This is a genomic window from Ruegeria sp. AWH4_226, from assembly GCF_056159225.1.
This window is the reverse complement of sequence record NZ_JBSWUU010000001.1, coordinates 1,391,274-1,416,985: the sequence shown is the minus strand read 5'-3', so window position 1 is coordinate 1,416,985 and position 25,712 is coordinate 1,391,274. Positions and strand designations below refer to the sequence as shown.

General features: G+C 57.1%; 29 protein-coding genes. 19 read left to right on the top strand and 10 right to left on the bottom strand.

Features of this window, described 5'->3' with window-relative positions; all coding sequences use genetic code 11:
• Positions 1-48 precede the first annotated feature (48 nt).
• Both ACXAET_RS06905 and ACXAET_RS06900 read left to right on the top strand, forming a co-directional pair.
• A complete protein-coding gene (locus tag ACXAET_RS06905) occupies positions 49-1,035 on the top strand; it encodes a fatty acid desaturase (protein ID WP_475183106.1) in 987 nt (328 codons plus the stop codon).
• A gap of 91 nt (positions 1,036-1,126) precedes the next feature.
• Positions 1,127-1,729 (top strand): helix-hairpin-helix domain-containing protein, encoded by a 603-nt coding sequence (locus ACXAET_RS06900; RefSeq protein WP_475183103.1) that lies wholly within the window; start codon positions 1,127-1,129, stop codon positions 1,727-1,729.
• A 60-nt stretch (positions 1,730-1,789) separates the two neighbouring features.
• Here ACXAET_RS06900 and serS read toward each other — a convergent pair whose 3' ends face one another.
• Together serS and ACXAET_RS06890 are read right to left on the bottom strand one after the other, a co-directional pair.
• Positions 1,790-3,082, bottom strand: coding sequence for a serine--tRNA ligase (gene serS / locus ACXAET_RS06895; RefSeq protein WP_475183102.1), 1,293 nt, complete (start codon positions 3,080-3,082; stop codon positions 1,790-1,792).
• A 71-nt stretch (positions 3,083-3,153) separates the two neighbouring features.
• Positions 3,154-4,818 carry a mechanosensitive ion channel family protein gene (locus tag ACXAET_RS06890; RefSeq protein WP_475183099.1) on the bottom strand — a complete coding sequence of 555 codons (1,665 nt, stop codon included), beginning with the start codon at positions 4,816-4,818 and terminating at the stop codon, positions 3,154-3,156.
• A 202-nt stretch (positions 4,819-5,020) separates the two neighbouring features.
• Between ACXAET_RS06890 and yajC the strand changes: the two genes are divergently transcribed.
• From yajC to ACXAET_RS06840, 10 genes are all read left to right on the top strand, one after another.
• Positions 5,021-5,308, top strand: coding sequence for a preprotein translocase subunit YajC (yajC, locus tag ACXAET_RS06885; RefSeq protein ID WP_068332061.1), 288 nt, complete (start codon positions 5,021-5,023; stop codon positions 5,306-5,308).
• A gap of 33 nt (positions 5,309-5,341) precedes the next feature.
• Positions 5,342-7,003, top strand: coding sequence for a protein translocase subunit SecD (secD, locus tag ACXAET_RS06880; protein WP_475183092.1), 1,662 nt, complete (start codon positions 5,342-5,344; stop codon positions 7,001-7,003).
• A gap of 1 nt (position 7,004) precedes the next feature.
• Positions 7,005-7,973 (top strand): protein translocase subunit SecF, encoded by a 969-nt coding sequence (secF, locus tag ACXAET_RS06875; RefSeq protein ID WP_475183090.1) that lies wholly within the window; start codon positions 7,005-7,007, stop codon positions 7,971-7,973.
• Positions 7,954-8,712 carry a TSUP family transporter gene (locus ACXAET_RS06870; RefSeq protein ID WP_475183086.1) on the top strand — a complete coding sequence of 253 codons (759 nt, stop codon included), beginning with the start codon at positions 7,954-7,956 and terminating at the stop codon, positions 8,710-8,712. Before secF ends, ACXAET_RS06870 begins: the two co-directional genes overlap by 20 nt.
• A gap of 9 nt (positions 8,713-8,721) precedes the next feature.
• The gene (locus ACXAET_RS06865) at positions 8,722-9,075 is read left to right on the top strand and encodes an Mth938-like domain-containing protein (RefSeq protein WP_475183083.1); all 354 of its coding nucleotides are present in this window, start codon (positions 8,722-8,724) and stop codon (positions 9,073-9,075) included.
• 66 nt (positions 9,076-9,141) lie between these two features.
• Positions 9,142-9,756: a heme ABC exporter ATP-binding protein CcmA gene (ccmA, locus tag ACXAET_RS06860; RefSeq protein ID WP_475183080.1), complete on the top strand. Its 615-nt coding sequence runs from the start codon at positions 9,142-9,144 to the stop codon at positions 9,754-9,756.
• Positions 9,753-10,409, top strand: a complete 657-nt coding sequence (ccmB, locus tag ACXAET_RS06855) for a heme exporter protein CcmB (protein ID WP_224889320.1) — start codon at positions 9,753-9,755, stop codon at positions 10,407-10,409. The genes ccmA and ccmB overlap by 4 nt, the downstream gene beginning before the upstream one ends.
• A 61-nt stretch (positions 10,410-10,470) precedes the next feature.
• On the top strand, positions 10,471-11,244 hold the full coding sequence (locus ACXAET_RS06850; RefSeq protein WP_475183076.1) for a heme ABC transporter permease: 774 nt from the start codon (positions 10,471-10,473) through the stop codon (positions 11,242-11,244).
• On the top strand, positions 11,241-11,399 hold the full coding sequence (gene ccmD, locus ACXAET_RS06845; protein WP_224889318.1) for a heme exporter protein CcmD: 159 nt from the start codon (positions 11,241-11,243) through the stop codon (positions 11,397-11,399). Before ACXAET_RS06850 ends, ccmD begins: the two co-directional genes overlap by 4 nt.
• The gene (locus ACXAET_RS06840) at positions 11,392-11,931 is read left to right on the top strand and encodes a DsbE family thiol:disulfide interchange protein (protein ID WP_475183069.1); all 540 of its coding nucleotides are present in this window, start codon (positions 11,392-11,394) and stop codon (positions 11,929-11,931) included. The genes ccmD and ACXAET_RS06840 overlap by 8 nt, the downstream gene beginning before the upstream one ends.
• Positions 11,932-12,045: 114 nt before the next feature.
• On the opposite strand, the gene acnA is transcribed toward ACXAET_RS06840, so the two are convergent.
• On the bottom strand, positions 12,046-14,736 hold the full coding sequence (gene acnA, locus ACXAET_RS06835; RefSeq protein ID WP_475183064.1) for an aconitate hydratase AcnA: 2,691 nt from the start codon (positions 14,734-14,736) through the stop codon (positions 12,046-12,048).
• A 221-nt stretch (positions 14,737-14,957) separates the two neighbouring features.
• Here acnA and ACXAET_RS06830 point away from each other — a divergent pair, with 221 nt between their 5' ends.
• Positions 14,958-15,656: a DUF1223 domain-containing protein gene (locus tag ACXAET_RS06830; RefSeq protein ID WP_475183062.1), complete on the top strand. Its 699-nt coding sequence runs from the start codon at positions 14,958-14,960 to the stop codon at positions 15,654-15,656.
• On the opposite strand, the gene ACXAET_RS06825 is transcribed toward ACXAET_RS06830, so the two are convergent.
• The 5 genes from ACXAET_RS06825 to purB form a co-directional block, all read right to left on the bottom strand.
• Positions 15,657-16,580 (bottom strand): lysophospholipid acyltransferase family protein, encoded by a 924-nt coding sequence (locus ACXAET_RS06825; protein WP_475183058.1) that lies wholly within the window; start codon positions 16,578-16,580, stop codon positions 15,657-15,659.
• Positions 16,581-16,677: 97 nt separating this feature from the next.
• Positions 16,678-17,769: a flagellar motor switch protein FliG gene (locus ACXAET_RS06820; protein WP_475183056.1), complete on the bottom strand. Its 1,092-nt coding sequence runs from the start codon at positions 17,767-17,769 to the stop codon at positions 16,678-16,680.
• Between the two features lie 68 nt (positions 17,770-17,837).
• Positions 17,838-18,380, bottom strand: a complete 543-nt coding sequence (locus tag ACXAET_RS06815) for a tetratricopeptide repeat protein (protein WP_475183053.1) — start codon at positions 18,378-18,380, stop codon at positions 17,838-17,840.
• 103 nt (positions 18,381-18,483) lie between these two features.
• Positions 18,484-18,636, bottom strand: coding sequence for a chitin-binding domain-containing protein (locus ACXAET_RS06810; protein ID WP_475183049.1), 153 nt, complete (start codon positions 18,634-18,636; stop codon positions 18,484-18,486).
• A gap of 122 nt (positions 18,637-18,758) precedes the next feature.
• Positions 18,759-20,063, bottom strand: coding sequence for an adenylosuccinate lyase (purB, locus tag ACXAET_RS06805; RefSeq protein WP_475183046.1), 1,305 nt, complete (start codon positions 20,061-20,063; stop codon positions 18,759-18,761).
• Between the two features lie 88 nt (positions 20,064-20,151).
• On the opposite strand from purB, the gene ACXAET_RS06800 reads away from it, so the two are divergent.
• The 5 genes from ACXAET_RS06800 (at position 20,152) to ACXAET_RS06780 (ending at position 22,621) form a co-directional block, all read left to right on the top strand.
• Positions 20,152-20,484 carry a hypothetical protein gene (locus tag ACXAET_RS06800; protein WP_475183042.1) on the top strand — a complete coding sequence of 111 codons (333 nt, stop codon included), beginning with the start codon at positions 20,152-20,154 and terminating at the stop codon, positions 20,482-20,484.
• Positions 20,481-20,903: a DUF6314 family protein gene (locus ACXAET_RS06795; protein ID WP_475183040.1), complete on the top strand. Its 423-nt coding sequence runs from the start codon at positions 20,481-20,483 to the stop codon at positions 20,901-20,903. The genes ACXAET_RS06800 and ACXAET_RS06795 overlap by 4 nt, the downstream gene beginning before the upstream one ends.
• Before the next feature lie 76 nt (positions 20,904-20,979).
• Positions 20,980-21,567 (top strand): biotin transporter BioY, encoded by a 588-nt coding sequence (locus ACXAET_RS06790; RefSeq protein WP_475183037.1) that lies wholly within the window; start codon positions 20,980-20,982, stop codon positions 21,565-21,567.
• Positions 21,568-21,704: 137 nt separating this feature from the next.
• Entirely contained in the window at positions 21,705-22,265 is a 561-nt protein-coding gene (locus ACXAET_RS06785; protein ID WP_475183035.1) for a hypothetical protein, read from the top strand.
• A gap of 11 nt (positions 22,266-22,276) precedes the next feature.
• A complete protein-coding gene (locus tag ACXAET_RS06780; protein ID WP_475183030.1) occupies positions 22,277-22,621 on the top strand; it encodes a hypothetical protein in 345 nt (114 codons plus the stop codon).
• A gap of 10 nt (positions 22,622-22,631) precedes the next feature.
• Here the strand turns inward: ACXAET_RS06780 and ACXAET_RS06775 are convergent, their stop codons facing one another.
• Complete coding sequence (locus ACXAET_RS06775) at positions 22,632-23,846, bottom strand: bifunctional alpha/beta hydrolase/OsmC family protein (RefSeq protein ID WP_475183027.1); 1,215 nt, start codon at positions 23,844-23,846, stop codon at positions 22,632-22,634.
• A 231-nt stretch (positions 23,847-24,077) separates the two neighbouring features.
• Here ACXAET_RS06775 and ACXAET_RS06770 point away from each other — a divergent pair, with 231 nt between their 5' ends.
• Positions 24,078-24,269 carry a hypothetical protein gene (locus ACXAET_RS06770; protein ID WP_224889305.1) on the top strand — a complete coding sequence of 64 codons (192 nt, stop codon included), beginning with the start codon at positions 24,078-24,080 and terminating at the stop codon, positions 24,267-24,269.
• Between the two features lie 4 nt (positions 24,270-24,273).
• Here ACXAET_RS06770 and dddP read toward each other — a convergent pair whose 3' ends face one another.
• Positions 24,274-25,617 carry a dimethylsulfonioproprionate lyase DddP gene (gene dddP / locus ACXAET_RS06765; protein WP_475183024.1) on the bottom strand — a complete coding sequence of 448 codons (1,344 nt, stop codon included), beginning with the start codon at positions 25,615-25,617 and terminating at the stop codon, positions 24,274-24,276.
• Positions 25,618-25,712 lie beyond the last annotated feature (95 nt).

Genomic DNA, 25,712 nt, shown 5'->3' with positions numbered 1-25,712 from the left:
AAATAATTTCGCTATGATATTAACTTGGCCAAAGGTGGGGCAAGCTGAATGAATTTGCGGGAATACACACGGCAATATGCGGTTCAGGACAATAAACTTGCCGCGTTAAGTTATTTTGGAACCTTTGCCGTCTATTTCGGGTCGCTGGCACTGGCAATTGCCTACGTTGATCGCTGGTACATCATGGTCCCGGCAGGGGTTGTATTCGCCTTCTCAGCCGTACGCCTTTATGTTTTGCAACATGATTGCGGTCATCATTCGCTGTTTGAAACGCGGGCGCAGAATGAGTGGGCCGGGCATGGATTGTCTCCGTTCACCTTTGCACCGTTCGAGGTGATGAAGCAAAACCACAATCTGCATCATGCGGGGATCGGCAATCTTGAGCACCGTGAGACAGGCGAAATCCACACCATGACGCTGCGGGAATGGAACACAGCAAACTGGCAAACGCGACTGTTCTATCGCCTGTACCGCAACCCGTTCATTCTGGTTCCGGTCGGCGCGTTGTTTACGTATTTCATTCGCTACCGCTGGCCCAAAAATACGGTGCGGTTTGGGGTCAGGGGTGTGCTGCTGCACAATCTGTCGATCATCGTATTTCTCGGGCTTCTCTTTCTGATCGCGGGCAGCACGGGCATTTTGGTCTGGCTAGTGTTTTCTCTGTTGGGCGGGATGTTGGGCGTCTTTCTGGTCTACCTGCAGCACAACTTCGAAGACACGTACTGGGATCGCCGTCCGGATCTTGACCCGCAACTGGCGGCGCTGCAGGGATCGTCTGCATTGGACTTTGGCTGGTGGTTCGACAATGCCGTGGCCTGTATCACGCTGCATGACATTCACCACTTCAATTCACGCATCCCCTCATATCGCTTACGCGCGTGCCACTATAACCTTCCACCCGAATACACACCGCGCCGGATCAAATTCCCCGAGGCGGTGGCGGCGTTGAATTTGAAACTTTGGGATGAAGAGGCAAAACGCCTCGTGCCCTTTCCCAAGAGCAGTCGCGCTAGTAGTCTTGCGCAGACCAATTGATAAACAGGAATGATATCAGGCCTATCGGCTTGCCGAAGTGTATATCCTCCGTATATACAAGAAAAAATCAGGGAGAAAGGAAGGCCTCGTAATGACTGCAGTGACCGACGTTAACGGTGTAGGAGAAGCGCTTGGGCAGGCGCTGATCGCAAATGGATTCAAGACCGCCGAAGCCGTCGCAAGTGCCAGCCCCGACGATCTGGTCAAAGTCCCACGCATAGGAGCCGCACGCGCATTGATCCTGATAGCGGCAGCGAAAGAGGCGATCGCCACCAAACCCGCAGCAGCAAAACCCGCGGCAAAAAAGCCGGCTGCGGCAAAGTCAGCGGCAGCAAAACCGGCAACACGCCGAGCGCCAGCGCGTAAACCTGCAACCCGCAGACCTGCAGCCAGAAAGACCGTAGCGGCCGCTGCGGCTGAAAAACGCGCTGAAGACGCGGCACGCAAAGCAGCCGAAGAAGAAGCCGCAGCCGAGGCCAAGGCCCGTAAAAAGGCGAAAGCCAAGGCCAAGGCTGAAAAGGCAGCCAAAAAGCTGCAAGAGATGGAGGCCGCATTCTCGAAGGCCAAGGATAAGGTGAAAGCCAAGGTCAAGAAGAAGGATAAGAAATCCAAGAAAGGCGGCAAGAAAAAGGACGACGCCAAGAAGGACAAAAAGAAAGACAAAAAGAAGGATAAGAAAAAGACGAAGAAGTAATACTTCTTCGCCTTGCGTTTCTTGTTGAACCGGCACCGCGGGGCGCGGTCGCCGGTTTTTCTATACCAGCGTACCGTCGAGTTGCAGCGTCAGCTTGCCACCAAGATAAGGGGCAAGGACCTCGGGCAGGGTCACCGTACCGTCCGCATTCTGGCCATTTTCAAGCACAGCGATCAGGCACCGCCCAACCGCCAGCCCCGAGCCGTTCAACGTATGCACGTACTCTGGTTTACCACCAGCTTCGGGACGGAAGCGTGCATTCATTCGGCGGGCCTGGAAGTCACCGCAGGTTGAGACCGAACTGATCTCACGATAGGTGTCCTGACCGGGTAGCCATGCTTCGATGTCGTAGGTGCGGCGCGCACCAAAACCCATATCGCCCGTGCACAAGATGACGGTGCGATAGGGGATGCCAAGCTTTTCCAAAATCCCCTCAGCACAGCGCAACATGCGTTTTTGTTCGTCATCCGATTTGTCCGGATGGGTGACCGAGACCATTTCGACCTTTTCAAACTGGTGCTGACGCAGCATGCCGCGCGTGTCTTTGCCGGCCGATCCGGCCTCGGACCGGAAGCACAGGGAATGCGCGGTATAGCGGCGGGGCAGGTAGCTTTCTTCGATCATCGTGTCGTTGACGATATTGGTCAGCGAAACCTCAGAGGTTGGGATCAGCCACCAGCCTTCGCGGGTCTGATAGCTGTCTTCGCCGAATTTCGGCAGCTGGCCTGTGCCTTGCATCATCTCGGAGAGCACCAGAACCGGGCCGTTGACCTCGGTCAGTTCGTTTTCGTTGATATGCGTGTCCAGCATGAACTGCGCCAGCGCCCGGTGAATGCGGGCGACGCCGCCAGACAGCAGCACAAAGCGCGAGCCCGAGAGTTTGGCGGCGGTCTCAAAATCCATGCCATTCTGAACGGATTCGATCTCGAAATGCTCTCTTGGGGCGAATCCCAGTTCCCGCGGAGTGCCCCAGCGGTTGATCTCGACATTGTCGGCCTCATCCGCGCCTTCGGGTACATCATCGGCGGGTAGGTTGGCGATACGAATAAGCTGGTCGGTTAGCAGAGCGTCCAGATCCTTGGCCTCGGTCTGCATTCGGGCGACTTCTGCCTTTTTTTCGGCGACCAGCGCGCGCAGGCGTTCGAATTCGGCCTCATCTCCGCGGGCTTTGGCTGCGCCGACCTCTTTGCTGGCCTTGTTCTGTTCGGCCTGCGCGGTTTCCGCCGCCAAAATCTTGGCGCGGCGGCTTTCGTCCAGCCGCAGCAGGTCTGACGACACCGGCGCGTCCCCACGGCGCGCAAGGGCGGCGTCAAAGGCGGCTGGGTTTTCGCGAATGGCGCGGATGTCGTGCATGGTTCAGGTCCTTAATGCGTGAATCACTCGCGTCGCTTATGCACCATCTGGAGGGCAGGGTGTAGCACCGGTTACGACTTGTCGATTTCCGCGTGCGTTTCATGCGCCAGATGCCCATCCCATTCCACTGCGGGGATTTTCGGCTCGGGCGGGTCGGCCATGTAGGATGGCGTCATGATCTGCACGTTATTTTCATTGAAAACAGCCACGATGTTGCGGTGCAGGTCGGATTTGATCTTTGGAATGATACTACCGCGCGTGGTGTAGCCATTGATCTGATAGTTGATCGCGTAATCGGCCAAAGCGGTCCACAGCACGAATGGTTCGGGCCTGATCTTAATTCCGTTGGTGCGATTGGCGGCCTCGATCAGCATCGCCTCAACCTTTTCGGGCGGTTCCTCGTAGCCGATGCCGACGGTGGTATGCAGCAACAGCCCACTACCGTCGGTTTTCTTGGAAAAGTTTACCACGTCCGAGTTCATCAACTGTGCATTCGGAATCGAGATCAGTTCATTCTTGATGGATTTCAGATGCGTCTCCATCAGTTTGATTTGCACCACATCGCCGATGTGATCCCCGATCTGGATGCGGTCCCCGATCGAGGTGGAGCGGCGATAGATCACGAACAATCCCGCCAGCATATTGGACACGACCGAGTTCGCACCCAGTGACAGCATCGCGCCGACCAGAATGGTCAATCCCTGGAAGGCCGCGGAATCCGATCCGGGAATGTAGGGCACTGCAAAGACCAGCGCGATCAAAATCACCACGACCCGGGCGATGTTGAACGTCGGATTGACCCAGTGCTTCTCGAAATCGCCGATGACGAACGAGCCTGCCTCGACCGCATCGAAGAACACGCGCATGCCTTTGATGATGTACATCGTGACCCAGGTGATTAGGCCCAACATGATCAGATTGGGGATGTAACCGATTATGCCCTTAAAGATCAGCAGCGCCGGCTCGGTCAGGTAAGTCAGCAGCAACTGCGCGAAATAGCGTGTCTCGGCAAACGCCAGAAGGACGAACGAGAGGTAGTAGTAAAAGCCGACGAAGAAGATGACCAAAAGGACGAAGTTCAGGGCGTAGCGGACCAACGCGGCAATCGCTTCGGCCTGCACGCTTTTGGCGGTGGCTGTTTCCACGTCGCGCAAATACCGTTTGACGAATTTCAGCGTGCGGCGACGGATACGTCGGTACAGCCACAGGATTGCCACGCTAAACACCACAAAGCCAAGCGTCCACGCCGCAGCCTCGATGGCGCCAGAGACAAGGGCCTGTTCGGTCCGGTTGGAGCGGTACGAGATGATGGCATCTTCGATGGCTTCGCCATGCAGAAGACTGAGAACATCCAGTTCCATCTGCTCCAGTTCGGCATCGGCCGCAGTGACCAGAGATATGATTTCCCCGTCAGCCAGAATGCGGATACCCAGATCGGTCTCTTCGAAGGAGATGTCGACGGTTGGGTTTTCGGACGCCTCGGCGACTTCGACGATTGTGGTCTGAAGACGCTCGGCCCGCTCAGTGGCGGGCAGGGCGCTTGAGCCGCGCAGGAAGAACAACGTATCGCCGTCAACGATTACCGGAGCCTTGAAAACTTCTGAGTCGCTGAGCTCGGTCTCGCCCGGCTCGGTGGAAACCTCCTGCGCAAGTGCGAAGGTGGACAAAAGCAGGATTGCGCTGGCCGCGCGCAAAAGATGCACCAGCAACTCGAAGGGTTTGAAGTTCCTTGGCATTCGTCCTCCTCGCCCCTGACTATATCCAAGTCAGCAGACGTTCCTAGGACATATCTGCAACGCTTCGAAACATCCTGAGGGCCGGGCATGGAAATCCGGAACATTCCGATACGGCCTTTGCTTGCAAACAGCCGCTTCAAAGCATAGGTTCTCGCAAAATTTGCGGCGCTCGTTCGCAACTCCAAACCAAAAGGAATATCCCATGGAAGGTGGCGCAATCGCCCAGTTTCTCCCGCTGATTCTGATCTTTGCGATCATGTATTTCCTGCTGATCCGTCCGCAGCAGAAGAAGATGAAACAACATCAGGCCATGGTCGATGCCGTGCGCCGGGGCGATCAGGTAGTCACCCAGGGCGGCGTGATCGGCAAAGTCTCGAAGGTCAAAGAGGGCGAGAACGAGATTGAGGTCGAGATCGCCGACAACGTTAAGGTCCGCGTGGTCAAATCCACCATCGCCCAGGTTTTGAACAAGACTGAGCCGGCGAAATAACTTCGCGCGATAATCCCTTGAAAAGGCAGGGTAATGCTGCAAATTAACACCTGGAAGCGGGTTCTGATCTGGCTGGTCTGTGTGACGGGTCTGCTCATGGCTCTGCCGAATGCGTTTTACACGCGCGTTGAGCAATCGAATGATGCCAAGGTCGAAATTGAACTTGGCATCGACACTCCGGAATTACAGGCCGAGGCGGCGCAGTGGCCCAATTGGCTTCCGTCCTCTTTGGTCAATCTTGGCCTGGATTTGCGCGGCGGTGCGCATTTGCTGGCCGAGGTGAAGGTCGAAGATGTGTACGAATCCCGGATGGAGGCGATGTGGCCGGAAATCCGGGACGCTCTGCGGGATGAGCGCGCCACTGTCGGCACGATCCGCAAGCAGGAGTCGGCCCCGGATGAGATTCGCGTGCGCATCAGCCAGCCCGACGGCATGTCGCGCGCGCTGGAAGTCGTGCGTGGCCTTGCGCGACAGGTGCAGACCCTGACCGGAGTGGGGGCCACGGATATCGAGGCCCGCGCCGAGGGTGACACGATCGTCGTACAGCTCTCAGAGGCCGAGAAACTGGCGTCTGATGACCGTACCGTTCGGCAGGCGCTGGAAATCATCCGACGTCGTATTGACGAGGTGGGGACGCGTGAGCCGACCATTCAACGTCAGGGTGCCCAACGCATCCTGATTCAGGTTCCCGGTATCGGAAGCGCGGGTGAGCTGAAAGAAATCATTGGCACGACCGCGCAACTGACCTTCAATCCGGTCGCTGGGCGCGGAACCGATCCGGATGCAGTGCCGGGTATCGGGCAAGAGATCGTGCCATCCATTGATGAAACGGGCGTTTACTACACGCTAGAGTCCGCTCCGGTTGTTACGGGAGAGGAATTGGTGGACGCGCAGCCTTCGTTCGATCAGAACGGTCGCCCTGCGGTCAGCTTCCGGTTTAACACCTCGGGCGCACGCAAGTTTGGCGACTATACGCTTGAAAACATCGGCGCGCCCTTTGCCATCGTACTGGATGATGAGGTGATTTCGGCCCCCGTGATCCAAAGCCATATTCCGGGCGGGTCGGGGATTATCACCGGGAACTTCACAGTCGAAGAAAGCACCAATCTGGCCGTCCTGTTGCGTGCCGGTGCGTTGCCTGCGGGGATGGAGTTCCTGGAAGAGCGCACTATCGGCCCCGAGCTGGGGCAAGACAGTATCGACGCGGGTCAGGTGGCAACGGTCGTCGCTTTTGTCGCAGTGCTGGTCTTCATGGGGCTGAGCTATGGTCTGTTCGGCGTTTTTGCCAACGTCGCGCTTATCATCAACGTGGGGCTTCTGTTTGGTCTGCTTTCCTTGATCGGGGCAACGCTGACATTGCCCGGTATTGCGGGCATCGTTCTGACCGTCGGCATGGCGGTCGACGCAAATGTGCTGATCTTTGAGCGTATTCGCGAGGAATTGAAATCGGCCAAGGGCCCGGCGCGCGCGATTGAACTGGGCTATGAAAAGGCGCTGTCGGCGATTTTGGATGCCAACGTGACAACGTTCATTACCGCCGTGATCCTGTTTGCCATGGGCAGCGGCCCCGTGCGCGGGTTCGCGATTACACTTGGGCTGGGCATCCTGACGTCGGTCTTTACGGCGATCTTCGTAACGCGCCTGATGATCGTGATGTGGTTTGAACGGCGCCGTCCGAAAATGATCGAGGTTTGACATGAGACTAAAACTCGTACCCCAAAACACCTCGTTTGATTTCTTCAGCCGCTGGAAGGCTTGGCTGGGCATTTCGGGCGCATTGATGATCGTGGCGTTTGTGTCGTTCATGCTGCAAGGGCTGAACTTCGGTATCGATTTTCGCGGCGGGACGACGATCCGAACCGAAAGCGCGCAAGTGATTGACGTCGGCGCATATCGCGACGCCATCGCGCCGCTGGAGTTGGGCGACGTTTCGATCACCGAGATTTTTGATCCGACGTTCGGGCCGGATCAGAATGTCGCAATGATCCGCATTCAAGCGCAAGAAGGGGCCGAGGCCGTATCGGCTGCCACGGTTACAGCTGTGGAACAGGCGCTAAAGGTCGCGGCGCCCGATATCGAGTTTGCGTCCGTTGAATCGGTTGGCCCCAAAGTCTCGGGCGAGTTGATACAGACCGCGGTAATCGCCGTTGTGTTGGCTATCGGCGCAGTACTTGTCTACATCTGGCTGCGCTTTGAATGGCAATTCGCGCTGGGGGCGGTGGCAGCTCTTGTGCATGATGTAATCCTGACCATTGGCATCTTCTCGGAACTGCAAATTCGGTTTGACTTGGCAATTATTGCGGCGTTGCTGACCATCGTGGGCTATTCGCTGAACGACACTGTGGTCGTCTTCGACCGCGTGCGTGAGAACCTGCGGAAGTACAAGAAAAAGGACCTCAAGGAGGTTTTGAACATCTCGATCAACGAAACGCTCAGCCGGACCGTGATGACCTCGGTGACGACGCTGCTGGCGCTGATCTCGCTCTACATACTGGGCGGTGACGTGATCCGAGGGTTCGTTTTTGCGATGATCTGGGGTGTGATCGTGGGGACGTATTCTTCGGTATTCGTGGCCTCGACCATCTTGCTTTGGCTGGGGGTCAAACGCGACTGGTCGAAGCCGTCCAACACTTCAGGCAATCAGTTTGCCAATATCGACGCCTGAGTTTTTCGGCCAGTCCCCAACGGGGCTGGCCGTTGTTCTTTTTGCCGCATTTGTCGGCGGTGTGGTCCGCGGCTTTTCAGGCTTTGGAACTGCGTTGGTATTTCTTCCGATCGCCGCCCCATACCTTGGACCGATAGGTGCCTTGATCGGCTTGACCATCATGGACATCTTCGGCCCATTGCCGAACCTGCGCCGCGCCTGGCTTGCCGTGGATCGGGGCGATCTGCTTCGCTTGCTCTTGGGGTGCGTGTTTTTTATGCCGCTTGGGCTGTGGGTGCTGACGCAAGTCGCGCCCGAGGTTTTCCAATATGCGGTCAGCCTTTTGGGGCTTTCGATGTTGGTCGTCCTGATCCTTGGGGTTCGTTATCACGGCCATGTTGGCCGCGTCATGGTTGCTGGCATCGGGGGGGCAGCAGGGTTTCTGGGCGGCGCGGCGGGTTTGCCCGGTCCGGCGGTGATCCTTTTCTATATGTCGCGCCCTCTGCCGGTCGACGTCATACGCGCAACAATTCTCTTGTTCCTGTTTGGGTTCGATTTCCTTCTTCTTGGGTTTTTGACGGGGATGGAGCGGGTGACGCTGGCTGCATCGACCCTTGGACTCGTGCTGGCCCTACCCAATCTGCTGGGCAATTGGCTGGGCGGCTGGTTGTTCAGACCGCAGCACGAAAAGCTTTACCGGGGTGCTGCCTATCTAACGATTGCAGGAGCGGCCTTGTCTGGCTTACCGCTTTGGGGCTAGAACACGTTCATGCGCTTGAACGAGATTTCTTATACCAACGCAGCCCCGATTGACGGGTATGGCCCCGGGTTTTTCCGGATCGGCGGGCAGGTTTACGAAGGCGGTGTTGTGACTGGTCCGGCCGGAACGACATCCTGGAGTGGATACACTGACGACGCACCGTTGCTGGCGCTGGCTGACACCGTGGATGTTCTGTTCATCGGTACGGGTGCGGACCTGTCGCATATTCCGGCTGACCTGCGCGCGGCGCTTGAAAACGCTGGGCTGGGGGTTGAGATCATGAACTCTCCGGCCGCGTGCCGCACCTATAACGTGCTGTTGTCGGAAGGACGGCGCATCGCGTTGGCCCTGTTGCCTGTCTGAGTCGGCTGAATCCCCTGCGTCAAATCTTGTCTTTTGCCCCTGACGGCAATGAGATAAGCGGGACTTATGACATTAATTGTGACCGATCTGGCCGTCGCCCGTGGTGGCGTTCCCGTGCTTGAAGGCCTGAGCTTTGCGCTGCATCCGGGTAAGGCGCTGATATTGCGCGGGCCGAACGGGATCGGCAAGACCACTTTGCTGCGGACGCTGGCCGGGTTGCAACCACCACTGTCCGGCCAGATTGATGGGGCCGAAGATCAGATCGCCTATGCGTCGCATTCCGATGGGTTGAAACCGACGTTGACGGTTGTTGAAAACCTGACGTTTTGGGCTTCGGTTTTTGGGACAAAGGGTATTCAACACGCGCTCGACGCCTTTGCGCTTAACGCGTTTTCTGATCGCTACGCGGGCAATCTGTCAGCGGGGCAGAAACGACGGCTGGGTCTTTCGCGGATGCTGGTGACAGGGCGGCCGATCTGGATGCTGGACGAGCCAACCGTCTCGCTTGACCGCGATGCCGTGCAGATGTTCGCCGCGGCCGTTCGCGCGCATCTGGGGCAGGGCGGATCGGCCCTGATTGCCACCCATATCGACCTGGGCCTGGACGGCGATGTATTGGACGTCACCCCGAACAAAGCCAAGCCGCAACCCATCGACGATCTCGACGGAGGTTTCCTGTGATCGCTCTACTGATGCGCGACCTCAAACTGGCCTTCCGCGCGGGTGGCGGTTTTGGCCTTGGTCTGGCGTTTTTCCTGATTGTGACGGTGTTGGTTCCGTTTTCAGTTGGGCCGCAATCCTCATTGCTGTCGACCATCGCGCCGGGTGTCTTGTGGCTGGGCGCGCTGTTGGCGTGTCTGTTATCACTGGATCGGCTTTTGGCGCTGGATTGGGAGGACGGTTCGCTTGATCTGCTGGCAACCGCGCCTCTGCCTCTGGAATCCGTGGTCACGATCAAGGCGCTGGCCCATTGGCTGACCACCGGCCTGCCGCTGGTTCTGGCCGCGCCATTTCTGGGGATACTGTTGAACCTCCCGGTGCCGGGGTTCTTCTGGTTGGTCATCTCGCTGCTGGTTGGCACCCCGGCCATGAGTGTGATCGGTACCTTTGGTGCGGCCCTGACCGTTGGCCTGAAACGAGGAGGTCTCTTGCTGTCACTGCTTGTGCTGCCGCTATACGTGCCAACGCTGATTTTCGGGGCCGAAGTCGCGCGCCGCGGAGCCACCGGGATGGAGACCCAGACCCCACTGTTGATGCTGGCCGGAATTACAGCGGCTACTATCGCGCTATTGCCCTTCGCAAGCGCCGCCGTTTTGCGTATTAACCTTCGATGACGCGGTCAAACTTTGACGGATGTCAATTGAGAACGAACCCGAGTCGGACTAAATAACACTCATGTCGATCGCAGCCAAAGCCAACTCCCTCTGGGAATATGCCAACCCGCGGAAATTCCTCGCGACCAGTGAGCGGGTCTTGCCGTTTTTCTGGATCACTTCGGCAATCTGTGTGGTGGTCGGGCTGGTGTGGGGGTTCTTTTTTACACCTGATGATTACAAGCAGGGCTCGACCGTAAAAATCATCTACCTGCATGTCCCGGCGGCGTTGATGGCGATCAATTGCTGGCTGATGATGCTGGCCACGTCGTTGGTCTGGCTGGTACGGCGGCACCATGTCAGTGCGCTGGCCTCACGCGCAGCGGCCCCGGTCGGCATTGTTATGACCCTTATTGCGCTGGTGACCGGAGCGATCTGGGGCCAGCCGATGTGGGGCACCTGGTGGGCGTGGGATCCCCGCTTAACCTCGTTTCTGATCCTGTTTCTGTTCTATCTTGGCTATGTCGCCCTGTGGGAGGCGATCGAAGACCCCGATACCGCTGCTGATCTGACCTCGGTCCTGTGTCTGGTTGGGTCCGTGTTCGCATTGCTCAGCAGATACGCGGTCAATTTCTGGAACCAGGGTCTGCATCAGGGTGCATCGGTGATGCGTGTCGCTGCAGTAACCGGCGCGGACACAGAAGAGAAGGTAAGCAACGTTTATTTCTACCCGCTGTTGCTATGCATTATCGGGTTCGTGCTGTTGTTCATCGCATTGGTTCTGTATCGCACCGGCACTGAAATTCGGGCGCGGCGCATCAAAGCGCTGCAAGCGCGGGAAAGGGTAAGCGGATGATGCCTGATCTTGGGAAATATGCTGACACGGTTTTGTGGTCATATGCGGCGTCGATTGTTCTGCTTGTATTGCTCCTGGTGATTAGTGTAGCGCGCGGGCGGAGGGTGCGCGCCGAAATGGAAAAGATCGAACAAAGGATGACGCGCGATGGCTAAGATCTCTCCGCTTATGGTGGCACCGCCGTTGATCTTCGGTGCATTCGCGGTGCTGGCTGGTATCGGTATGTTTCGCGATGACCCGGATGCGTTGCCTTCGGCGCGCGAAGGCCAGCCCGCACCGCCTGTGGTGCTGACCGAGTTTCCGGGGAAGACGATATTTGACAATGCCACCCTGCGTGATGGTGAGGTCAAGCTGGTCAATTATTGGGCAAGCTGGTGCGCGCCCTGCCGGGCTGAACACCCCAACCTTGAGGCGCTGTCCAACGAAGGCATCCCCGTCTACGGCATCAACTACAAGGATAAACTGGACAAAGCCAAGGCATTCCTGACCGAGCTGGGCGATCCTTACCGGGCTATCGGACAGGATGAAAACGGCCGAATGGCGCTGGACTGGGGTCTTTACGGCGTGCCCGAGACCTACGTCATCGACGGAGACGGTACGATCATCCTGCGCTTTGCTGGACCAATCACCCAACGTGTCATCGAAAGCACGATCCGACCTGCGTTGGAAAAGGCGGCGGGAAGTTAGTGCTTCGCACCTTTCGAATGTGGCAGTCCGCCTGTCGATCACTGCGACGAGCTGCTTCGGAAATACAAAAAGGGCGCCCCGTAGGACGCCCTTTTTTGTTTTTGGCGCGCGGGTTTAACTTGCTTTGGCAAGGTTGCGTAGCACGTAGTGCAGCACGCCGCCGTTTTCGATGTATTCGATCTCGGGCGCGGTATCGATGCGGCACTTGAGGGTGATGGTCTTTTCGGTGCCATCGCCATAGGTGATCGTGCATGGCACTTCTTGCAGCGGTTTGACCGAGTCCAAGCCATGGATTGAAACGGTCTCATCCCCCTTCAGGCCCAGCGTTTTGCGTGTGTCGCCGCCGGTGAATTCGAACGGGATAACACCCATGCCCACAAGATTCGAACGGTGGATACGCTCAAAGCTTTCGGCGATTACGGCCTTGACGCCCAGCAACGCGGTGCCCTTCGCGGCCCAGTCGCGTGACGAACCTGCACCGTATTGTTCGCCGCCGAAGACAACCAGCGGTACGCCCTGTTTTTGGTAGGCCATCGACGCCTCGTAAACCGAGGTCTGCTGGCCATCGGGACCTTTGGTATAACCGCCTTCGACACCATCCAGCATCTCATTCTTCACACGGATATTTGCAAATGTACCGCGCATCATCACCTCGTGATTGCCGCGACGCGAGCCGTAGGAGTTGAATTCACGCGGCTGAACCTGGCGTTCCGTCAGATACTTGCCCGCCGGTGTCTGTGTCGCAAACGACCCTGCGGGCGAGATATGGTCGGTGGTGATCATGTCACCCAGGATCAGCAGAACCTTTGCCCCTTCGATGTTCGAAATCGTTCCCGGCTCGGGTCCCATGCCTTGAAAATAGGGTGGGTTCTGGATGTAGGTGGACGTCGGTGGCCAGTCATAGGTTTCCTGTTGGGGAACCTCGACCTCGCGCCACTTCTCATCACCTTTGAACACGTCCGCATATTTCGACTGGAATGCTTCGCGCGTTACGGTCTGTTCGACAAGTTCGGCGATTTCGCTTTGTGTTGGCCAGATATCTTTCATGAAGACGTCGTTGCCATCTTTGTCTTGGCCGATCGGCTCGGAGGTCACGTCGATATCCATGGTGCCCGCCAGCGCGTACACGACAACCAGCGGCGGTGAGGCCAGATAATTGGCGCGCACGTCCGGTGAAATCCGCCCCTCGAAGTTGCGGTTGCCCGACAGGACCGAGGTCGCGACCAGATCGCCTTCGGCAATTGCTTCGCTGATCTCTGTCTGGAGCGGGCCCGAGTTGCCGATGCAAGTGGTGCAGCCATAGCCCACAAGGTTAAACCCGATGGCGTCCAGATGTTCCTGCAGGCCGGCGGCCTCAAGGTATTCTGACACCACCTGCGATCCGGGTGCCAAAGATGTCTTGACCCAAGGCTTGCGGTTCAGGCCGAGCTCATGCGCCTTTTTCGCCACCAGTCCGGCGCCGATCATCACATACGGGTTCGAGGTGTTGGTGCATGAGGTGATCGAGGCGATTACAACCTTGCCAGACTCCATCGCGTAGTTCTCACCTTTGACCAAGACTTCTTTGCCCATCGGGCGTTTGAAGGTCTTCTCCATTTCCTGGCGGAAAGCGGCCTTGGCATTCGTCAGTGGAACATAGTCCTGCGGGCGCTTGGGCCCCGAGATGGCCGGAACGATCGTGGCCATGTCCAACGAAAGCGTGTCAGTGTAGATCGGTGCATAGTTTTCATCCCGCCAGAACCCGTTTTCTTTGGCATAGGCTTCGACCAGCGCCAGACGCTCTTCGTCGCGGCCGGTATTGCGCATATAGCGCAGGGTCTCACCGTCGATGGGGAAGAACCCGCATGTCGCACCGTATTCCGGCGCCATATTCGCGATCGTCGCACGATCAGCCAGTGGCAGGCGGTCCAGACCCTCGCCGTAGAATTCCACGAACTTGCCCACCACACCCTTTTCGCGCAGCATCTCGACGACCTTAAGCACAAGGTCCGTGCCAGTGGTGCCTTCGACCATCGAGCCAGTGAGTTCAAAGCCCACGACCTCGGGGATCAGCATCGAGATCGGCTGACCCAGCATCGCGGCCTCGGCCTCAATCCCCCCAACGCCCCAGCCCAGAACGGCCATTCCGTTGACCATGGTGGTGTGACTGTCAGTGCCGACCAATGTGTCGGGGTAGGCGACGTCTTCCCCGTTCTGGTCGGTGTCGGTCCAGACGGTTTGGGCCAGGTATTCCAGGTTTACTTGGTGGCAGATGCCAGTTCCCGGTGGCACCACGCGAAAATTGTTAAAGGCCGACTGACCCCATTTCAGGAACTGGTAGCGTTCCATATTCCGCTCATACTCGCGGTCCACGTTCATCTGGAACGCGCGGGGGTTGCCGAATTCGTCGATCATGACCGAGTGGTCGATAACCAGATCCACAGGGTTCAGCGGATTGATCTTTTGCGCATCGCCGCCCAAACCTTTGATGCCGTCGCGCATTGCAGCAAGGTCCACAACAGCCGGAACGCCGGTGAAGTCCTGCATCAGAACACGGGCAGGCCGATAAGCAATTTCCCGCGGGTTTTTGCCGCCATTGGCCGCCCACTCTCCGAAAGCTTTGATGTCATCGACCGAGACAGAAAACCCGTTGTCCTCAAATCTCAGCATGTTCTCCAAAACCACTTTCAAAGCGGCGGGTAGACGTGAAAAATCACCCAAGCCAGCCTCTTGTGCTGCGGGGATCGAGTAATAGGAAATGGACTTGCCGTTCACGCTCAGGCTGCGACGTGTCTTGGCGTTATCTTGTCCAACAGTAATGGGCATGTATTGGCCTCCCTCTCAAATGACTTGGATATTGGGATTCGCTGAGTATTTTCTGTAGCATGATTGCTGTGCGTTCAAGGCTAGATGCCTATTCGTGTTATTTGTATACCAGTGAATACAAGGCAAGAGCGCGGCGTCAGAATTCTCAAGAAACCTTGATTGGAGATTTGGTGCTGATCCGTCTACTTCTTGTAAGCATCCTCAAAAACCTGAGATTTTATATGGTCAGAATTGCACCCGCCGTGTTTGCCTCACTAATATGCGTTACTTCAGCCGCCGCAGAAAGTGACCCTGTGGTGGTTGAACTGTTTACGTCACAGGGATGTTCATCCTGCCCGCCAGCGGATCGATTGATGCATGATCTCGCGCAACGTGAGGATGTGATCGGTTTGGCCCTGCATGTGGATTACTGGGACTATATCGGCTGGGAAGATGAATACGCCGATCCCAGTCACACCGAGCGGCAGCGCTCCTATGCACGACAGGGCGGGCGCTCGATGATCTTTACGCCGCAAATGGTGGTGAATGGTCAACAAGACGTCGTAGGTGCGCATCTATATGAATTGAATCAGTTGATTGATGCCCATCTGACCGCCGCTCCCAAGGCTGAGGTGGTAGCAACCCGTGCGGGCAATGAAGTCTTGGTGGATGTGACACCGGTCGAACTGCCCGAAGGCGAGGCATATGATGTGCGCGTGGTGCAGTATGAACCGTTGCGCCACGCCTCAATCCGACGCGGCGAACTTGCCGGGTACGAGATGGAGTATGCAAATGTCGTGGAGTCCTGGCATATGGCCGGGCAGTGGGATGGGGCGGCGTCTCAGCAGTTTTCGGTGAAGTTGACCGCAGACCTTCCAGCGGTGGCGCTGATCCAAAGGGTCGGACACGGACCCATCGTTGCGGCTGCCCGCGTCAAATAATCAAGGCATGTCTTCGGGTTGGACGCCTAAGCCATTCCAGGCTTTCCAGCGGCGATGAATCCAAAACCATTGACCCATATGCTGCCGTACGACGGCTTCAAGATCGTCATTTGTGAACTGAGTCATGGTTTTAGGGTCAGTGTGCGGAACGGGATCATGTAAAACGATTTCAAAATCGAGGCCGTTGGGCTGGCGAATTGCATAGCACGGGATCAGCACCGCCTTGTATTTCATCGCCAGTTCGGCATTCAGAACAGACGTGACGGCGGGTTTGCCGAAGAACGTCAGCTCTTCCCCGCCGTGGGCATGCAGATCGGACACGATGGCGATGATGCCACCTGTCTTTAGAGAGCGCACCATTTCGACCATTCCACGGCGACCCTGCTCAAACATGGGAGCGCCCGTTTTATAGAACGCATCGACATACATGTCGTTGAAGTACGGGTTCGCCATGCGCCGATACAGACACCCTATAGGTCGTCCGCTACGCGCCTGAAGCGCGATCCGAGCGGCAAGGTAGTGCCCGAAATGCGCCGTAATCATCATGACTGGACGCCCTTGGGCCACAGCGTCGTCAAACGCGGCAATACCTGGCCCCGAGATTTTGGCGTTGGCCTGGCGTTCGGAGAACCCTTCGGGCGAAAAATGCTCCATTATCGCGCGGCCCGCATTGTCTGGGACATCTCGGCAGATGCGTTTGACTTCGGATTCCGTCAGTTCGGGGTGAGTTAACTTTAGATTTCTGCGGACACGTTCGGTGAAACCAACCAACGGGGCAAACCCGCGAACAATCGCGCCCATAGCTGCGATGCGCCGCTCATACGGCAGCAGGCGCATCGTTCCTATAACAGCTTTCATAAACAAACCGGTGACGTAGTATTTCCAGAGCGCCCCGCGGCTGAGTTCCGACTTTTCGACGGGCATATTCTGGTCTCACCGGTTGTTGTGATTTGCTGGATCAGACATACAAGGCGCGCTGACCGACCACAAGCATTCCCAGTGTTCTAGGCGTGGTGTTTGCTTACTCTTCGGTTTCGTCTTCGATCAGTTTAATGACCCCACCATCCAGAAGAGTGCGGATCGTGCTTACAATCTTTGCCATCGCGTCTTCAGCCTCGGCTTGCTTGACCTTGCCTAGATCTGCGATTTCATCGCGAAAACTGTCGGCCATGCGGGACGGGATGCTGGACAACAGAAATTCCACGGTCTTCTTGTCCTCGTCCGATGTAGCGCCGGCAAAGGCTGTGAATAGATCAGCCTGATCCAGTTCGCGAAGAATTGTCAGGACGTCCCGGGCGCGTACTCGGGTTGAGACATGCGCGAAGGTAAAAATTGACCGGCGGACAGCGCTGGCGAAATCCGCATCCTCCTCATCCAATGCGTCCAACAATCCGTCGCGCATGGATGCCGCTGAGTGGTTAAGGATAGCGCCCACGCGTGCGCCGGGACCATCTGAAAACGCCTGCAAAGGGCGCTGATCCAATTGGGTTGCGAGTGACCATCCAATCCGCTCGACCGCTTCGGGCGTAATGTTGGACGTTTTGGAAACCGCATAGGTGATCCGTCGCGCCGTTGGGCCGGGCAGGTGCCCCAAAAGCTGAGCCGCCTTCGCCGTTTCCAATTTTGACAACATGACTGCGGCGATCTCTGTGCTTTCTGCCTGTGCCATCTTGGCCAATTCCTCGGCAGAGACTTCGCGTAGACGTTGCCAGGGATCACCGATCTGACGTACACCGGCGACTTTGCGCAGCCGCGCCGCCGTTACAGGACCAATTTTACCGTCCACCGCATCCAATGCGCCAGCCAAACCGTGCGGGAACGCGAGGCCGATACCGTCCAGCGCCTCGGCAAATTCCTGTGCAACCGCGTCCAGCGTTACACGATCCACCAAACCCATTTCCCCCAATTGGTGGGTCAGCTTTTCCTGCAATTCATCGGGCAAGTCTTCAAGTGGGATATCTGCGCCTTCGTTCAGCAGCAATCGCACGACCACAGCGGCCTTTTGTCTGCTGGTAAGCGTGCGGGGAACAAGCCGGGAGGCGTTGTCGTCCTGATCGGCCAACGGAGTTGCCGCCCCAGCGTCCAACTGTAACAATGAGTTCGTGTCTTGCATCTGCCTGCGGTGTCAAAATTGCTTTCCGCAGGCAGACTAACGAGAATCGGGTAAAGAAAGACTGAAGTCTAGTAACTGTAAGTCAGACCAGTTTGAATCGCCTCACGCAGTGAGGTTTCGGCCCATGTTCCTTCACCACCGCGGGCTTTGATTTCCCGCCATTGCATGATGGCAAGGTCCGTTTTGCCCTCGGACACAAAACCCTGGCCCATATAGCTGCGCGCCAGAATATTGTCTGGATTGGCTGCGATGGCGTCATTGTAAAAGACGTTCGCCAGTTCAAGTTCGCCCATCTTACGGTATGTGAAACCCCAATAGGTCATAACGCGGTCATCGTCCTGATCCATAATGCGCAATATATTCTGCGCGTTCTCAAGTTGACCGTCATAGGCCAATTCACGCACAGCGTCGTACAATTCATCCTGGGTAAAGTTGGTCTTGTCCGGCTTCACGCAGCGACCGGCATCCTTGTCATAAACGCGGCCGAACAGGCACTTCTTGGTGGTGTTCGTTGGTTTTGGCGCGGTGCTGCCGCCGCCACCCGCAGCATACACAACAGGCGCAAAGGCAAATGCCTGAAGGGCAATTGCTGAGACTAATACAAGGCGCATCTTCCTACTCCGTTCAAAAAGCTGCTAAATTTTAGCTTAGCGCGATCTTACAAAAAGATAACGATCACTTGCTCGCTTTTCTTCACAAATAGGACAGATGGCTTCAGCTATTGACGAGTTTCGCGCAGGTCTGGCTTTCGGCGTCCCAATATGTACCCGGTGCGCAGGATTGGGTTTGTTTTGAATGGCCGCTGCAGGCCAGTGCAGCCGAAGCTGATATCGTAAGGGCCAAAGCACAAATCGTGGTGCGGATCATAGTGTTTCTCCGGTTCGGATATACACTGACACCATAGCTGATTTTTGCAATTCAGGCAAAGAAACAGAACCCGGGCCGCGTTTTGCGAACCGGGCTCTGACAACCGTTTGATTGGTCAGGTGTTATTCGCCGAATACGCGCGCGAAGATCGTGTCGACATGTTTGGTGTGATAGCCAAGGTCGAATTTTTCTTCGATTTCTTCGGTACTGAGCGCTGCGGTCACATCGGGGTCTGCCAGCAGTTCCTGTTTGAAATCGGTGCGATGTTCCCAAACTTTCAGCGCATTGCGCTGCACCATGGCATAGGCATCTTCGCGGCTGACCCCTGCTTGGGTCAGTGCCAGCAAAACACGCTGGCTCATCACCAGACCGGGGAACTTGTTCATGTTCTCGATCATGTTCTCGGGGAAGATCAGCATCTTGTCGACCACGCCGGTCAGTCGCGCCAGCGCGAAGTCCAGCGTGATCGTGGCATCTGGGCCAATCATGCGTTCAACCGAGGAATGCGAGATATCACGCTCGTGCCACAGCGCCACGTTTTCCATCGCCGGGATCACGGCCGCGCGCACCATGCGCGCCAGCCCGGTCAGGTTCTCGGTCAGCACGGGATTTTTCTTGTGGGGCATGGCCGAGGAGCCTTTTTGCCCCATTGAGAAGAACTCGGCCCCCTCCAGCACCTCGGTCCGCTGCATGTGGCGGATTTCGATAGCGATGTTTTCGATGCTGCTGGCGATGACGCCCAGAGTGGCGAAAAAGGCCGCGTGGCGGTCGCGCGGGATGACCTGAGTGCTGATCGGCTCGGGCACCAGACCCAGCTGGTCACAGACATGCTCTTCGACGCGCGGGTCGATATTAGCGAAAGTGCCAACCGCACCGCTGATCGCGCCAGTGGCGATTTCGGCGCGCGCGTCGCGCATACGGGACAGGTTGCGATCCATCTCAGCGTAGAAGCGCGCGAAGGTCAGGCCCATCGTGGTGGGTTCCGCGTGAATGCCGTGGCTGCGCCCGATACGAATAGTGTCCTTGTGTTCGATCGCGCGACGCTTCAGAGCGGCCAATAGGCCTTCGAGGTCCGCGATCAGAATATCGGCGGCACGCGTCAGCTGTACGTTAAAGCAGGTGTCCAGCACGTCCGAGCTGGTCATGCCCTGATGCACGAACCGGGCTTCTTCGCTGCCGACATGCTCGGCAAGGTGCGTAAGAAAAGCAATGACGTCGTGCTTGGTGACGGCCTCGATCTCATCAATGCGGGCGACGTCAAATTCCACGTCCTTGGCCTTCCAGACAGCGTCGGCATTTTCACGCGGGATCACGCCCAGATCGGCCATGGCGTCGCAGGCATGCGCCTCGATCTCATACCAGATGCGAAACTTGGTCTCGGGCGACCAAATGGCGACCATATCGGGGCGGGAATAGCGTGGAATCATTGGCGGCGTGACCTTTTTGTGATTAGCATGGGACGTTGGCGCGCGGTTTAAACCCGCAATCCCTAGGGAACAAGGCACGAGTGAAAGTATGAGACGGTTTGCCCTGATTTTGGTCCTTTTACCCGGAATTCTAGCAGCAGAAGACTTCCGCCCGCTGACCGGGGACGAGATTTTGGATGCCCTGACCGGTCAAAAGCTCGACTATGGTGACGGTGTTTGGCAGACATTCGACGAAAACATGCTGACGCAGTATTTCTCGGGCCGCGCCAGTTCCGGGCGCTGGGCGGTGCGCGAGGATCGCTATTGCTCGCTTTGGCCCCCGTCGGATCTTTGGGCTTGTTACGACGTGCTGCAAAGTGGTGACACGATCCGATTTGTCGATGACACTGGCGGCTTCACCAACGGAGCTTTTGCCGAATGACCTTGCCACGCAGCCTTTTTGATTTCGAAGGCCGTTGGGACCTGAGCCGCACCATTCACGATACGCGGGCTGGGCAAGTCGTGCACGCGCTGGGTCAGGCGAGTCTGGGCCCATCAAAAGGTGGTTTGGTTTATGATGAAGAGGTCTGTCTGCGTATCCCGGGCCAGGCCGAGATGAAAGGTACGCGGCGGTATTTGTGGCTGGATGCGGGGGATCGGATTTCCGTCCATTTCGACGATGAACGGTACTTTCATGCCTTGTATCTGGGACAGACGCGATCCTCGGATCACCATGATTGCCCGCCCGACAGTTATGATGCAGTCTACGATTTCTCGCGTTGGCCGATGTGGTCAGTGACTTGGACGGTCTCGGGGCCAAGAAAGGCCTACGAAATGACGACCGAATACCGTCCCAGATAGCGCAATCATCTTGAAGTACGGGAGCGAAATGGGCATTCATGTGCCAGAATTTCCGTCCAAACGTGGAGAAACAGAAATGAATACAAGTGTACTGGCCGAGGCCATCGGTCCGCGCGAAGGTACTGCGCTGCGGGTTAAACAGGTGGTACTGGTCGCTCTGGGTATCTTGGCGCTGGCAATTGCCGCGAAGATCAAGGTGCCGATGTGGCCGGTTCCGATCACCATGGGAACCTTTGCGGTTCTCACTATCGGTACTGCTTACGGCGCGCGGCTGGGTCTGGTCACCATGCTGGGATACTTGCTGATCGGTGCGCTTGGCTTTGACGTATTCGCGGGGTCTTCGGCCGAAAAATTCGGGCTGACCTACATGATGGGCGGTACAGGTGGCTATCTCGTCGGATACGTGCTGGCCACCGTTCTTTTGGGTGCCTTGGCCGCCCGCGGATGGGATCGTTCGGTTGGTAAAATGGCGCTGGCTCTGGTGTTGGCAAATGTTGTCATCTATGTGCCTGGCTTGCTGTGGTTGGGTCAACTATATGGTTGGGACCAGCCGATCCTGGCGTGGGGTCTGACGCCGTTCCTCGTGGGTGATGTGATCAAGCTGGCGCTGGCCGCGCTGCTGATTCCGGCCCTGTGGAAACTGGTCGGCAACGCCCGCACCTGATTTCTGGTCGTACATTTCGAACCCGCGCCCGGACTGCTTCGGGGGCGGGTTTTTTGTTGTCTTGCGCAAGAGAAACTGGACAAAGCAACTGGGCAGCGTTCAATCTGATTTCAAAGAAATAATCAGGTTATAGAGATATGCGCATTTTATTTGGAGCGTCCACCGCCGCCTGCGTCGCGCTGTGGTTAGGGGCATCAGTACCTGCGGCGGCAGACACTCGGGTTACATATTCCGACGTAGGGCAGTCGTTGTTCAGCTTTGCCGTGCCAGACTTTTGGGCTGTGCGGACTGGCGGCCCGCGCGAAATTGAGGATACCGAGCTGGGCGATCTGCGTGCGGTGGCTCGGGTCATGGGCATCCGGCCTGTAACAGATGACACCGTGTGGATGGGGTTCGTTTCGCCGGCGGGTGTGTCTTCGATCCAAGGCGGATTGCAGTATCTGGAAGATATCGACAAGTTTCTGGTTAAGGATCCATCTGTATCCGGAACAGCGGACGCCCGCATTGGAGGGCTGCCCGCACGCGTCATTCGCGGCATCGGCACCCGTGACGGGCGAGGGGTCAACTTTACCGCCTCGGTCATCGATCTGCCGAATGGTCGTGTGGCTGTCATCGTAGCGATCCTGCGCGACGGTGCCGATCCGGCCTATGTTGACGATTTGAACGCCGTCTTCGCGTCGTTCCGGTCTTTGCAGTGAGGAGACGCGCGATGGCTACCAAATTCATCAAACGATTGCTTCTTGCGATTGGCCTTGGGGCTGCAAGTTTCACCCTGTCAGCTTGTGAGGGCGTCTCGGTCGGAGTCGGGTATGGCTATGATCCGTTCTATGACTCGATGCTGTGGAACGACTACTACCGTGACGTCAACGTGGATATCGACGTTGATCGGCCATCAAGACCACGCCCGCCCGAAGGCAGACCACCGGCACGACCGACGCCGCCGATCGCGAAACCGCCGGCCCGGCCACGCCCGCCAACAGCCCGACCGCCGGTGGCCCGACCACCCGTGGCCAGACCTCCGATTCACCGGCCAGCACCGCGACCCCGCAGATAGTCAAAAAAGATCAGGTCAAAAGTTCAGTGGTTATGTGGGCTGATTGCTCAAGCGTCCGGTGAACGGGGCATTTGTCAGCGATCTCCAAAAGGCGCGCACGTTGTTCCTGATCCAGCGGTCCGTGCAGCCGAATCTTGCGGCGGAACTGGTCAATCTTGCCGTCCCCGGCCAGACCGGCATCTTGCGCGTGCACCTTGTTGTGGCACACATCAACTGAAATGGCAGTCAGCGGCCACTGTTTGCGCCGCGCATACATTCGAATCGTCATTGAGGTGCAAGCCCCCAGGCCAGAGGACACGAATCCGTACGGAGACATCCCTTTGTCGGTGCCGCCATAGGCTTCAGGTTCATCTGCCATGGTATGATGCTTTGGGCCGGACTGGATGTCCTGCAGGAAACCTGTTGGGTCAACCTCGCTTACACGTACGACACCTTCGGGCGCGCCGGGAGGAGGGGCTGGCGGACAGAGTTTAACATAGCGTTTTACCCATGCTGCGATCACATCCGCTGCATACTCTGCGTCCGAGGCACGCGTGATCAGATGATCAGCATCGTCCAGTGTGACAAAGCTTTTGGGGTGTTTTGCCGCCTGAAAGATGGTGCCGGCATTGTCTATGCTCACCGTCTCATCCCTAGGGGCGTGCAGGATCAGCAACGCTGCCTTCAGATCGGAGATTGCGGATGTCAAAGCGGATTCCGAGATGTCCTCCACAAAGGCCTTGCCAATGCGGAACGGACGACCCCCCAGCATAACCACAGCAGAACCGTCTTGATTAATCTGCGGCAGCGCGTCTTCAAAATGATGCGCGACATGGCCCGGGTCAGCGGGTGCACCCAGCGTGACCACCGCCTTGACGCTTGGGATACCGGCGCGCGCGCGCAGCACAGCAGCACCGCCCAATGAGTGTCCAATAAGCAGTGAAGGGGCCATGTCCCGTCCCGCCAGATAGTGCGAGGCGGCGATAAGGTCTTCCACATTCGAGGTGAAGGTGGTGTTCGCAAACTCACCGCCCGAATGACCCAGCCCTGTGAAGTCAAATCTTAGGACGGCAATGCCCATGGCTGCCAGACGGGCAGCGATGCGGCGGGCGGCAGGAATATCTTTCGAGCAGGTAAAACAATGTGCAAACAATGCGGTCGCCAGCACTGGTCCGTCTGGCAGATCAAGGCGCGCAGCCAGTTGATCGCCGTCGTGACCGGCAAAGGTAATGCGTTCGGTGGGCATGAGACTTCCTTACGTATCGGGTTGACACTTATACTGTGTGCTTCGGTCTGGACGCTCAACCCCAATGTAAGATGCGTCACGGGAAGGTGAGGAACGCATTCGAATCCCGGGTGCTGGGCGGTCGTACAAAGTATCATGGATTGTGATTGTTATCCCATCAAATATTCGTTTTGTTTATTTACCTGGAATGCCCATCTTGCGGCTATCAGATACTCAGCCCAGGAGGCAGACATGGCACTTACCGCATCTTCTTCGCAAAACGCAGTAATCCACCCCGGTCTATTGATCGTCATCGCCTTGACCGGCGTTCTGGGATTCGCGTTGGGGCAAAACTGGAACCCGAATACGCCCGCAAACGCCGAAGCTGCCATCCCGTCCGAGGACTGGCATGGCAATGTCCGGCGCTCAACCTGGCCGGATTAGGTTTTTAAGCAAGGCCCATAAGCTGTGGATCGAACGGGTAGGTGCTAAGATTTTCATACCCGTCCTCGGTGATCAAAACCTGATCTTCCAGCTTGATTGAAAAGTCGCCCCCAACCTCACCAACGGCGGCTTCGACACATAGAACCATGCCGGGCTCAAGCGGATAGTCGTGTGAGCCCGGCACTGCCTTGTCCGGGTAGGCGACCAGCGGCCATTCATCACACAGGCCAACCCCATGCATCAGGCAGCCGTATTTCTGCGCCTGATACTTGTCGTCCAGCTTATGCGCGTTTGCAGTAAGTTCGGGGATCATGACCCCGGGCTTCAGCATCTCCATATTGGTCATGATATGCTCATGCGCGTGCTGCATGGCATATATCATGTCAGCGCGGGGTTTCTCGTCCCCGATCCACCAGGTGCGTGAGATGTCGATGCATATGCCGTAAGACCCGATCAGATCGGTGTCGAAGGCAATGATCTCGTTCCTTTGTGTGATCCGGGGCCCGCATTCCTGAAACCATGGATTGGTGCGTTGGCCTGAAGCGAGCAGGCGGGTTTCGATCCATTCCCCGCCGCGCCGGATGTTTTCGGCATGCAGAACCGCCCAGATATCATCCTCAGAGGTCTTGCCGTCACCCACATTGGCCCGTGCGAAGTTCTCCATCGCCGCAACGGCTGTTTCACAGGCATGATTGGCGCAGCGCATGGCCAGAATCTCATCCGGGCCTTTGATCGCACGGGTCTTTTCGGTGACCTCTTCGCCCTCCATGATTTCGAATCCCTGCGCCTCAAGCGCGCGCAACCCGTGCAGCATGATCTTGTCCACGGCCAGACGTTTATTGCCGCCGCCATGTTCGTCGATCAGCACGCGGACTTCGTTAGAAAAAACGTCAGCCGCAACATCGACCTTGTCGCCCCGATCAAAATAGAACAGGTCCGCGCCCGAGCGTTGTTCGCGCACCAGTGGGTTGAACTTCGACAGGAAGGGCGAGTTCTTGTAGTCCCAGATCACCATGTAGCCATCGGCACACAAAAGAACGGCGCGGAAAGGGTTGTGCGTGTTCCAAAGCTGCATGTTGGTGCTGTCGGTTGCGTAGCGGATGTTGAGCGGATCGAACATCAACAACCCGCCATAGCCGCGATCGACAATGGCCTTGGTCAGGCGTTTCCACCGATATTCACGCATCCGCGCAAGGTTGGGCAGGGACAGGCCGGCAGCTTCCCATTCCGCAAAGGCCAGTTGCGTCGGGCCAATCTCGATCCGGTCATTCTGGTTCGGGGTGCCGTCGCCAAGTGTCGCGCCTTTTGAAGGGTCAATCTTGCGAGTATCGCGGTAATGCTGGTTCATGGTGGGGCCTCCCTGCCTGAGTATGAAGCCTGAGGGGTCATTTCCGCACAGTCTTGAAAGTTTGCGACGGTTCAGCCGTCGCTTTTTGACCGACA

What these genes read in the sequence shown, in the direction of transcription:
- ACXAET_RS06905 (WP_475183106.1), top strand. Translation starts at nt 49, where the DNA reads ATGAATTTGCGGGAATACACACGGCAATATGCGGTTCAGGACAATAAA.
- ACXAET_RS06900 (WP_475183103.1), top strand. Translation starts at nt 1,127, where the DNA reads ATGACTGCAGTGACCGACGTTAACGGTGTAGGAGAAGCGCTTGGGCAG.
- serS (WP_475183102.1), bottom strand. Translation starts at nt 3,082, where the DNA reads ATGCACGACATCCGCGCCATTCGCGAAAACCCAGCCGCCTTTGACGCC.
- ACXAET_RS06890 (WP_475183099.1), bottom strand. Translation starts at nt 4,818, where the DNA reads ATGCCAAGGAACTTCAAACCCTTCGAGTTGCTGGTGCATCTTTTGCGC.
- yajC (WP_068332061.1), top strand. Translation starts at nt 5,021, where the DNA reads ATGGAAGGTGGCGCAATCGCCCAGTTTCTCCCGCTGATTCTGATCTTT.
- secD (WP_475183092.1), top strand. Translation starts at nt 5,342, where the DNA reads ATGCTGCAAATTAACACCTGGAAGCGGGTTCTGATCTGGCTGGTCTGT.
- secF (WP_475183090.1), top strand. Translation starts at nt 7,005, where the DNA reads ATGAGACTAAAACTCGTACCCCAAAACACCTCGTTTGATTTCTTCAGC.
- ACXAET_RS06865 (WP_475183083.1), top strand. Translation starts at nt 8,722, where the DNA reads ATGCGCTTGAACGAGATTTCTTATACCAACGCAGCCCCGATTGACGGG.
- ccmA (WP_475183080.1), top strand. Translation starts at nt 9,142, where the DNA reads ATGACATTAATTGTGACCGATCTGGCCGTCGCCCGTGGTGGCGTTCCC.
- ACXAET_RS06850 (WP_475183076.1), top strand. Translation starts at nt 10,471, where the DNA reads ATGTCGATCGCAGCCAAAGCCAACTCCCTCTGGGAATATGCCAACCCG.
- ccmD (WP_224889318.1), top strand. Translation starts at nt 11,241, where the DNA reads ATGATGCCTGATCTTGGGAAATATGCTGACACGGTTTTGTGGTCATAT.
- ACXAET_RS06840 (WP_475183069.1), top strand. Translation starts at nt 11,392, where the DNA reads ATGGCTAAGATCTCTCCGCTTATGGTGGCACCGCCGTTGATCTTCGGT.
- acnA (WP_475183064.1), bottom strand. Translation starts at nt 14,736, where the DNA reads ATGCCCATTACTGTTGGACAAGATAACGCCAAGACACGTCGCAGCCTG.
- ACXAET_RS06830 (WP_475183062.1), top strand. Translation starts at nt 14,958, where the DNA reads ATGGTCAGAATTGCACCCGCCGTGTTTGCCTCACTAATATGCGTTACT.
- ACXAET_RS06825 (WP_475183058.1), bottom strand. Translation starts at nt 16,580, where the DNA reads ATGCCCGTCGAAAAGTCGGAACTCAGCCGCGGGGCGCTCTGGAAATAC.
- ACXAET_RS06820 (WP_475183056.1), bottom strand. Translation starts at nt 17,769, where the DNA reads ATGCAAGACACGAACTCATTGTTACAGTTGGACGCTGGGGCGGCAACT.
- ACXAET_RS06815 (WP_475183053.1), bottom strand. Translation starts at nt 18,380, where the DNA reads ATGCGCCTTGTATTAGTCTCAGCAATTGCCCTTCAGGCATTTGCCTTT.
- ACXAET_RS06810 (WP_475183049.1), bottom strand. Translation starts at nt 18,636, where the DNA reads ATGATCCGCACCACGATTTGTGCTTTGGCCCTTACGATATCAGCTTCG.
- purB (WP_475183046.1), bottom strand. Translation starts at nt 20,063, where the DNA reads ATGATTCCACGCTATTCCCGCCCCGATATGGTCGCCATTTGGTCGCCC.
- ACXAET_RS06800 (WP_475183042.1), top strand. Translation starts at nt 20,152, where the DNA reads ATGAGACGGTTTGCCCTGATTTTGGTCCTTTTACCCGGAATTCTAGCA.
- ACXAET_RS06795 (WP_475183040.1), top strand. Translation starts at nt 20,481, where the DNA reads ATGACCTTGCCACGCAGCCTTTTTGATTTCGAAGGCCGTTGGGACCTG.
- ACXAET_RS06790 (WP_475183037.1), top strand. Translation starts at nt 20,980, where the DNA reads ATGAATACAAGTGTACTGGCCGAGGCCATCGGTCCGCGCGAAGGTACT.
- ACXAET_RS06785 (WP_475183035.1), top strand. Translation starts at nt 21,705, where the DNA reads ATGCGCATTTTATTTGGAGCGTCCACCGCCGCCTGCGTCGCGCTGTGG.
- ACXAET_RS06780 (WP_475183030.1), top strand. Translation starts at nt 22,277, where the DNA reads ATGGCTACCAAATTCATCAAACGATTGCTTCTTGCGATTGGCCTTGGG.
- ACXAET_RS06775 (WP_475183027.1), bottom strand. Translation starts at nt 23,846, where the DNA reads ATGCCCACCGAACGCATTACCTTTGCCGGTCACGACGGCGATCAACTG.
- ACXAET_RS06770 (WP_224889305.1), top strand. Translation starts at nt 24,078, where the DNA reads ATGGCACTTACCGCATCTTCTTCGCAAAACGCAGTAATCCACCCCGGT.
- dddP (WP_475183024.1), bottom strand. Translation starts at nt 25,617, where the DNA reads ATGAACCAGCATTACCGCGATACTCGCAAGATTGACCCTTCAAAAGGC.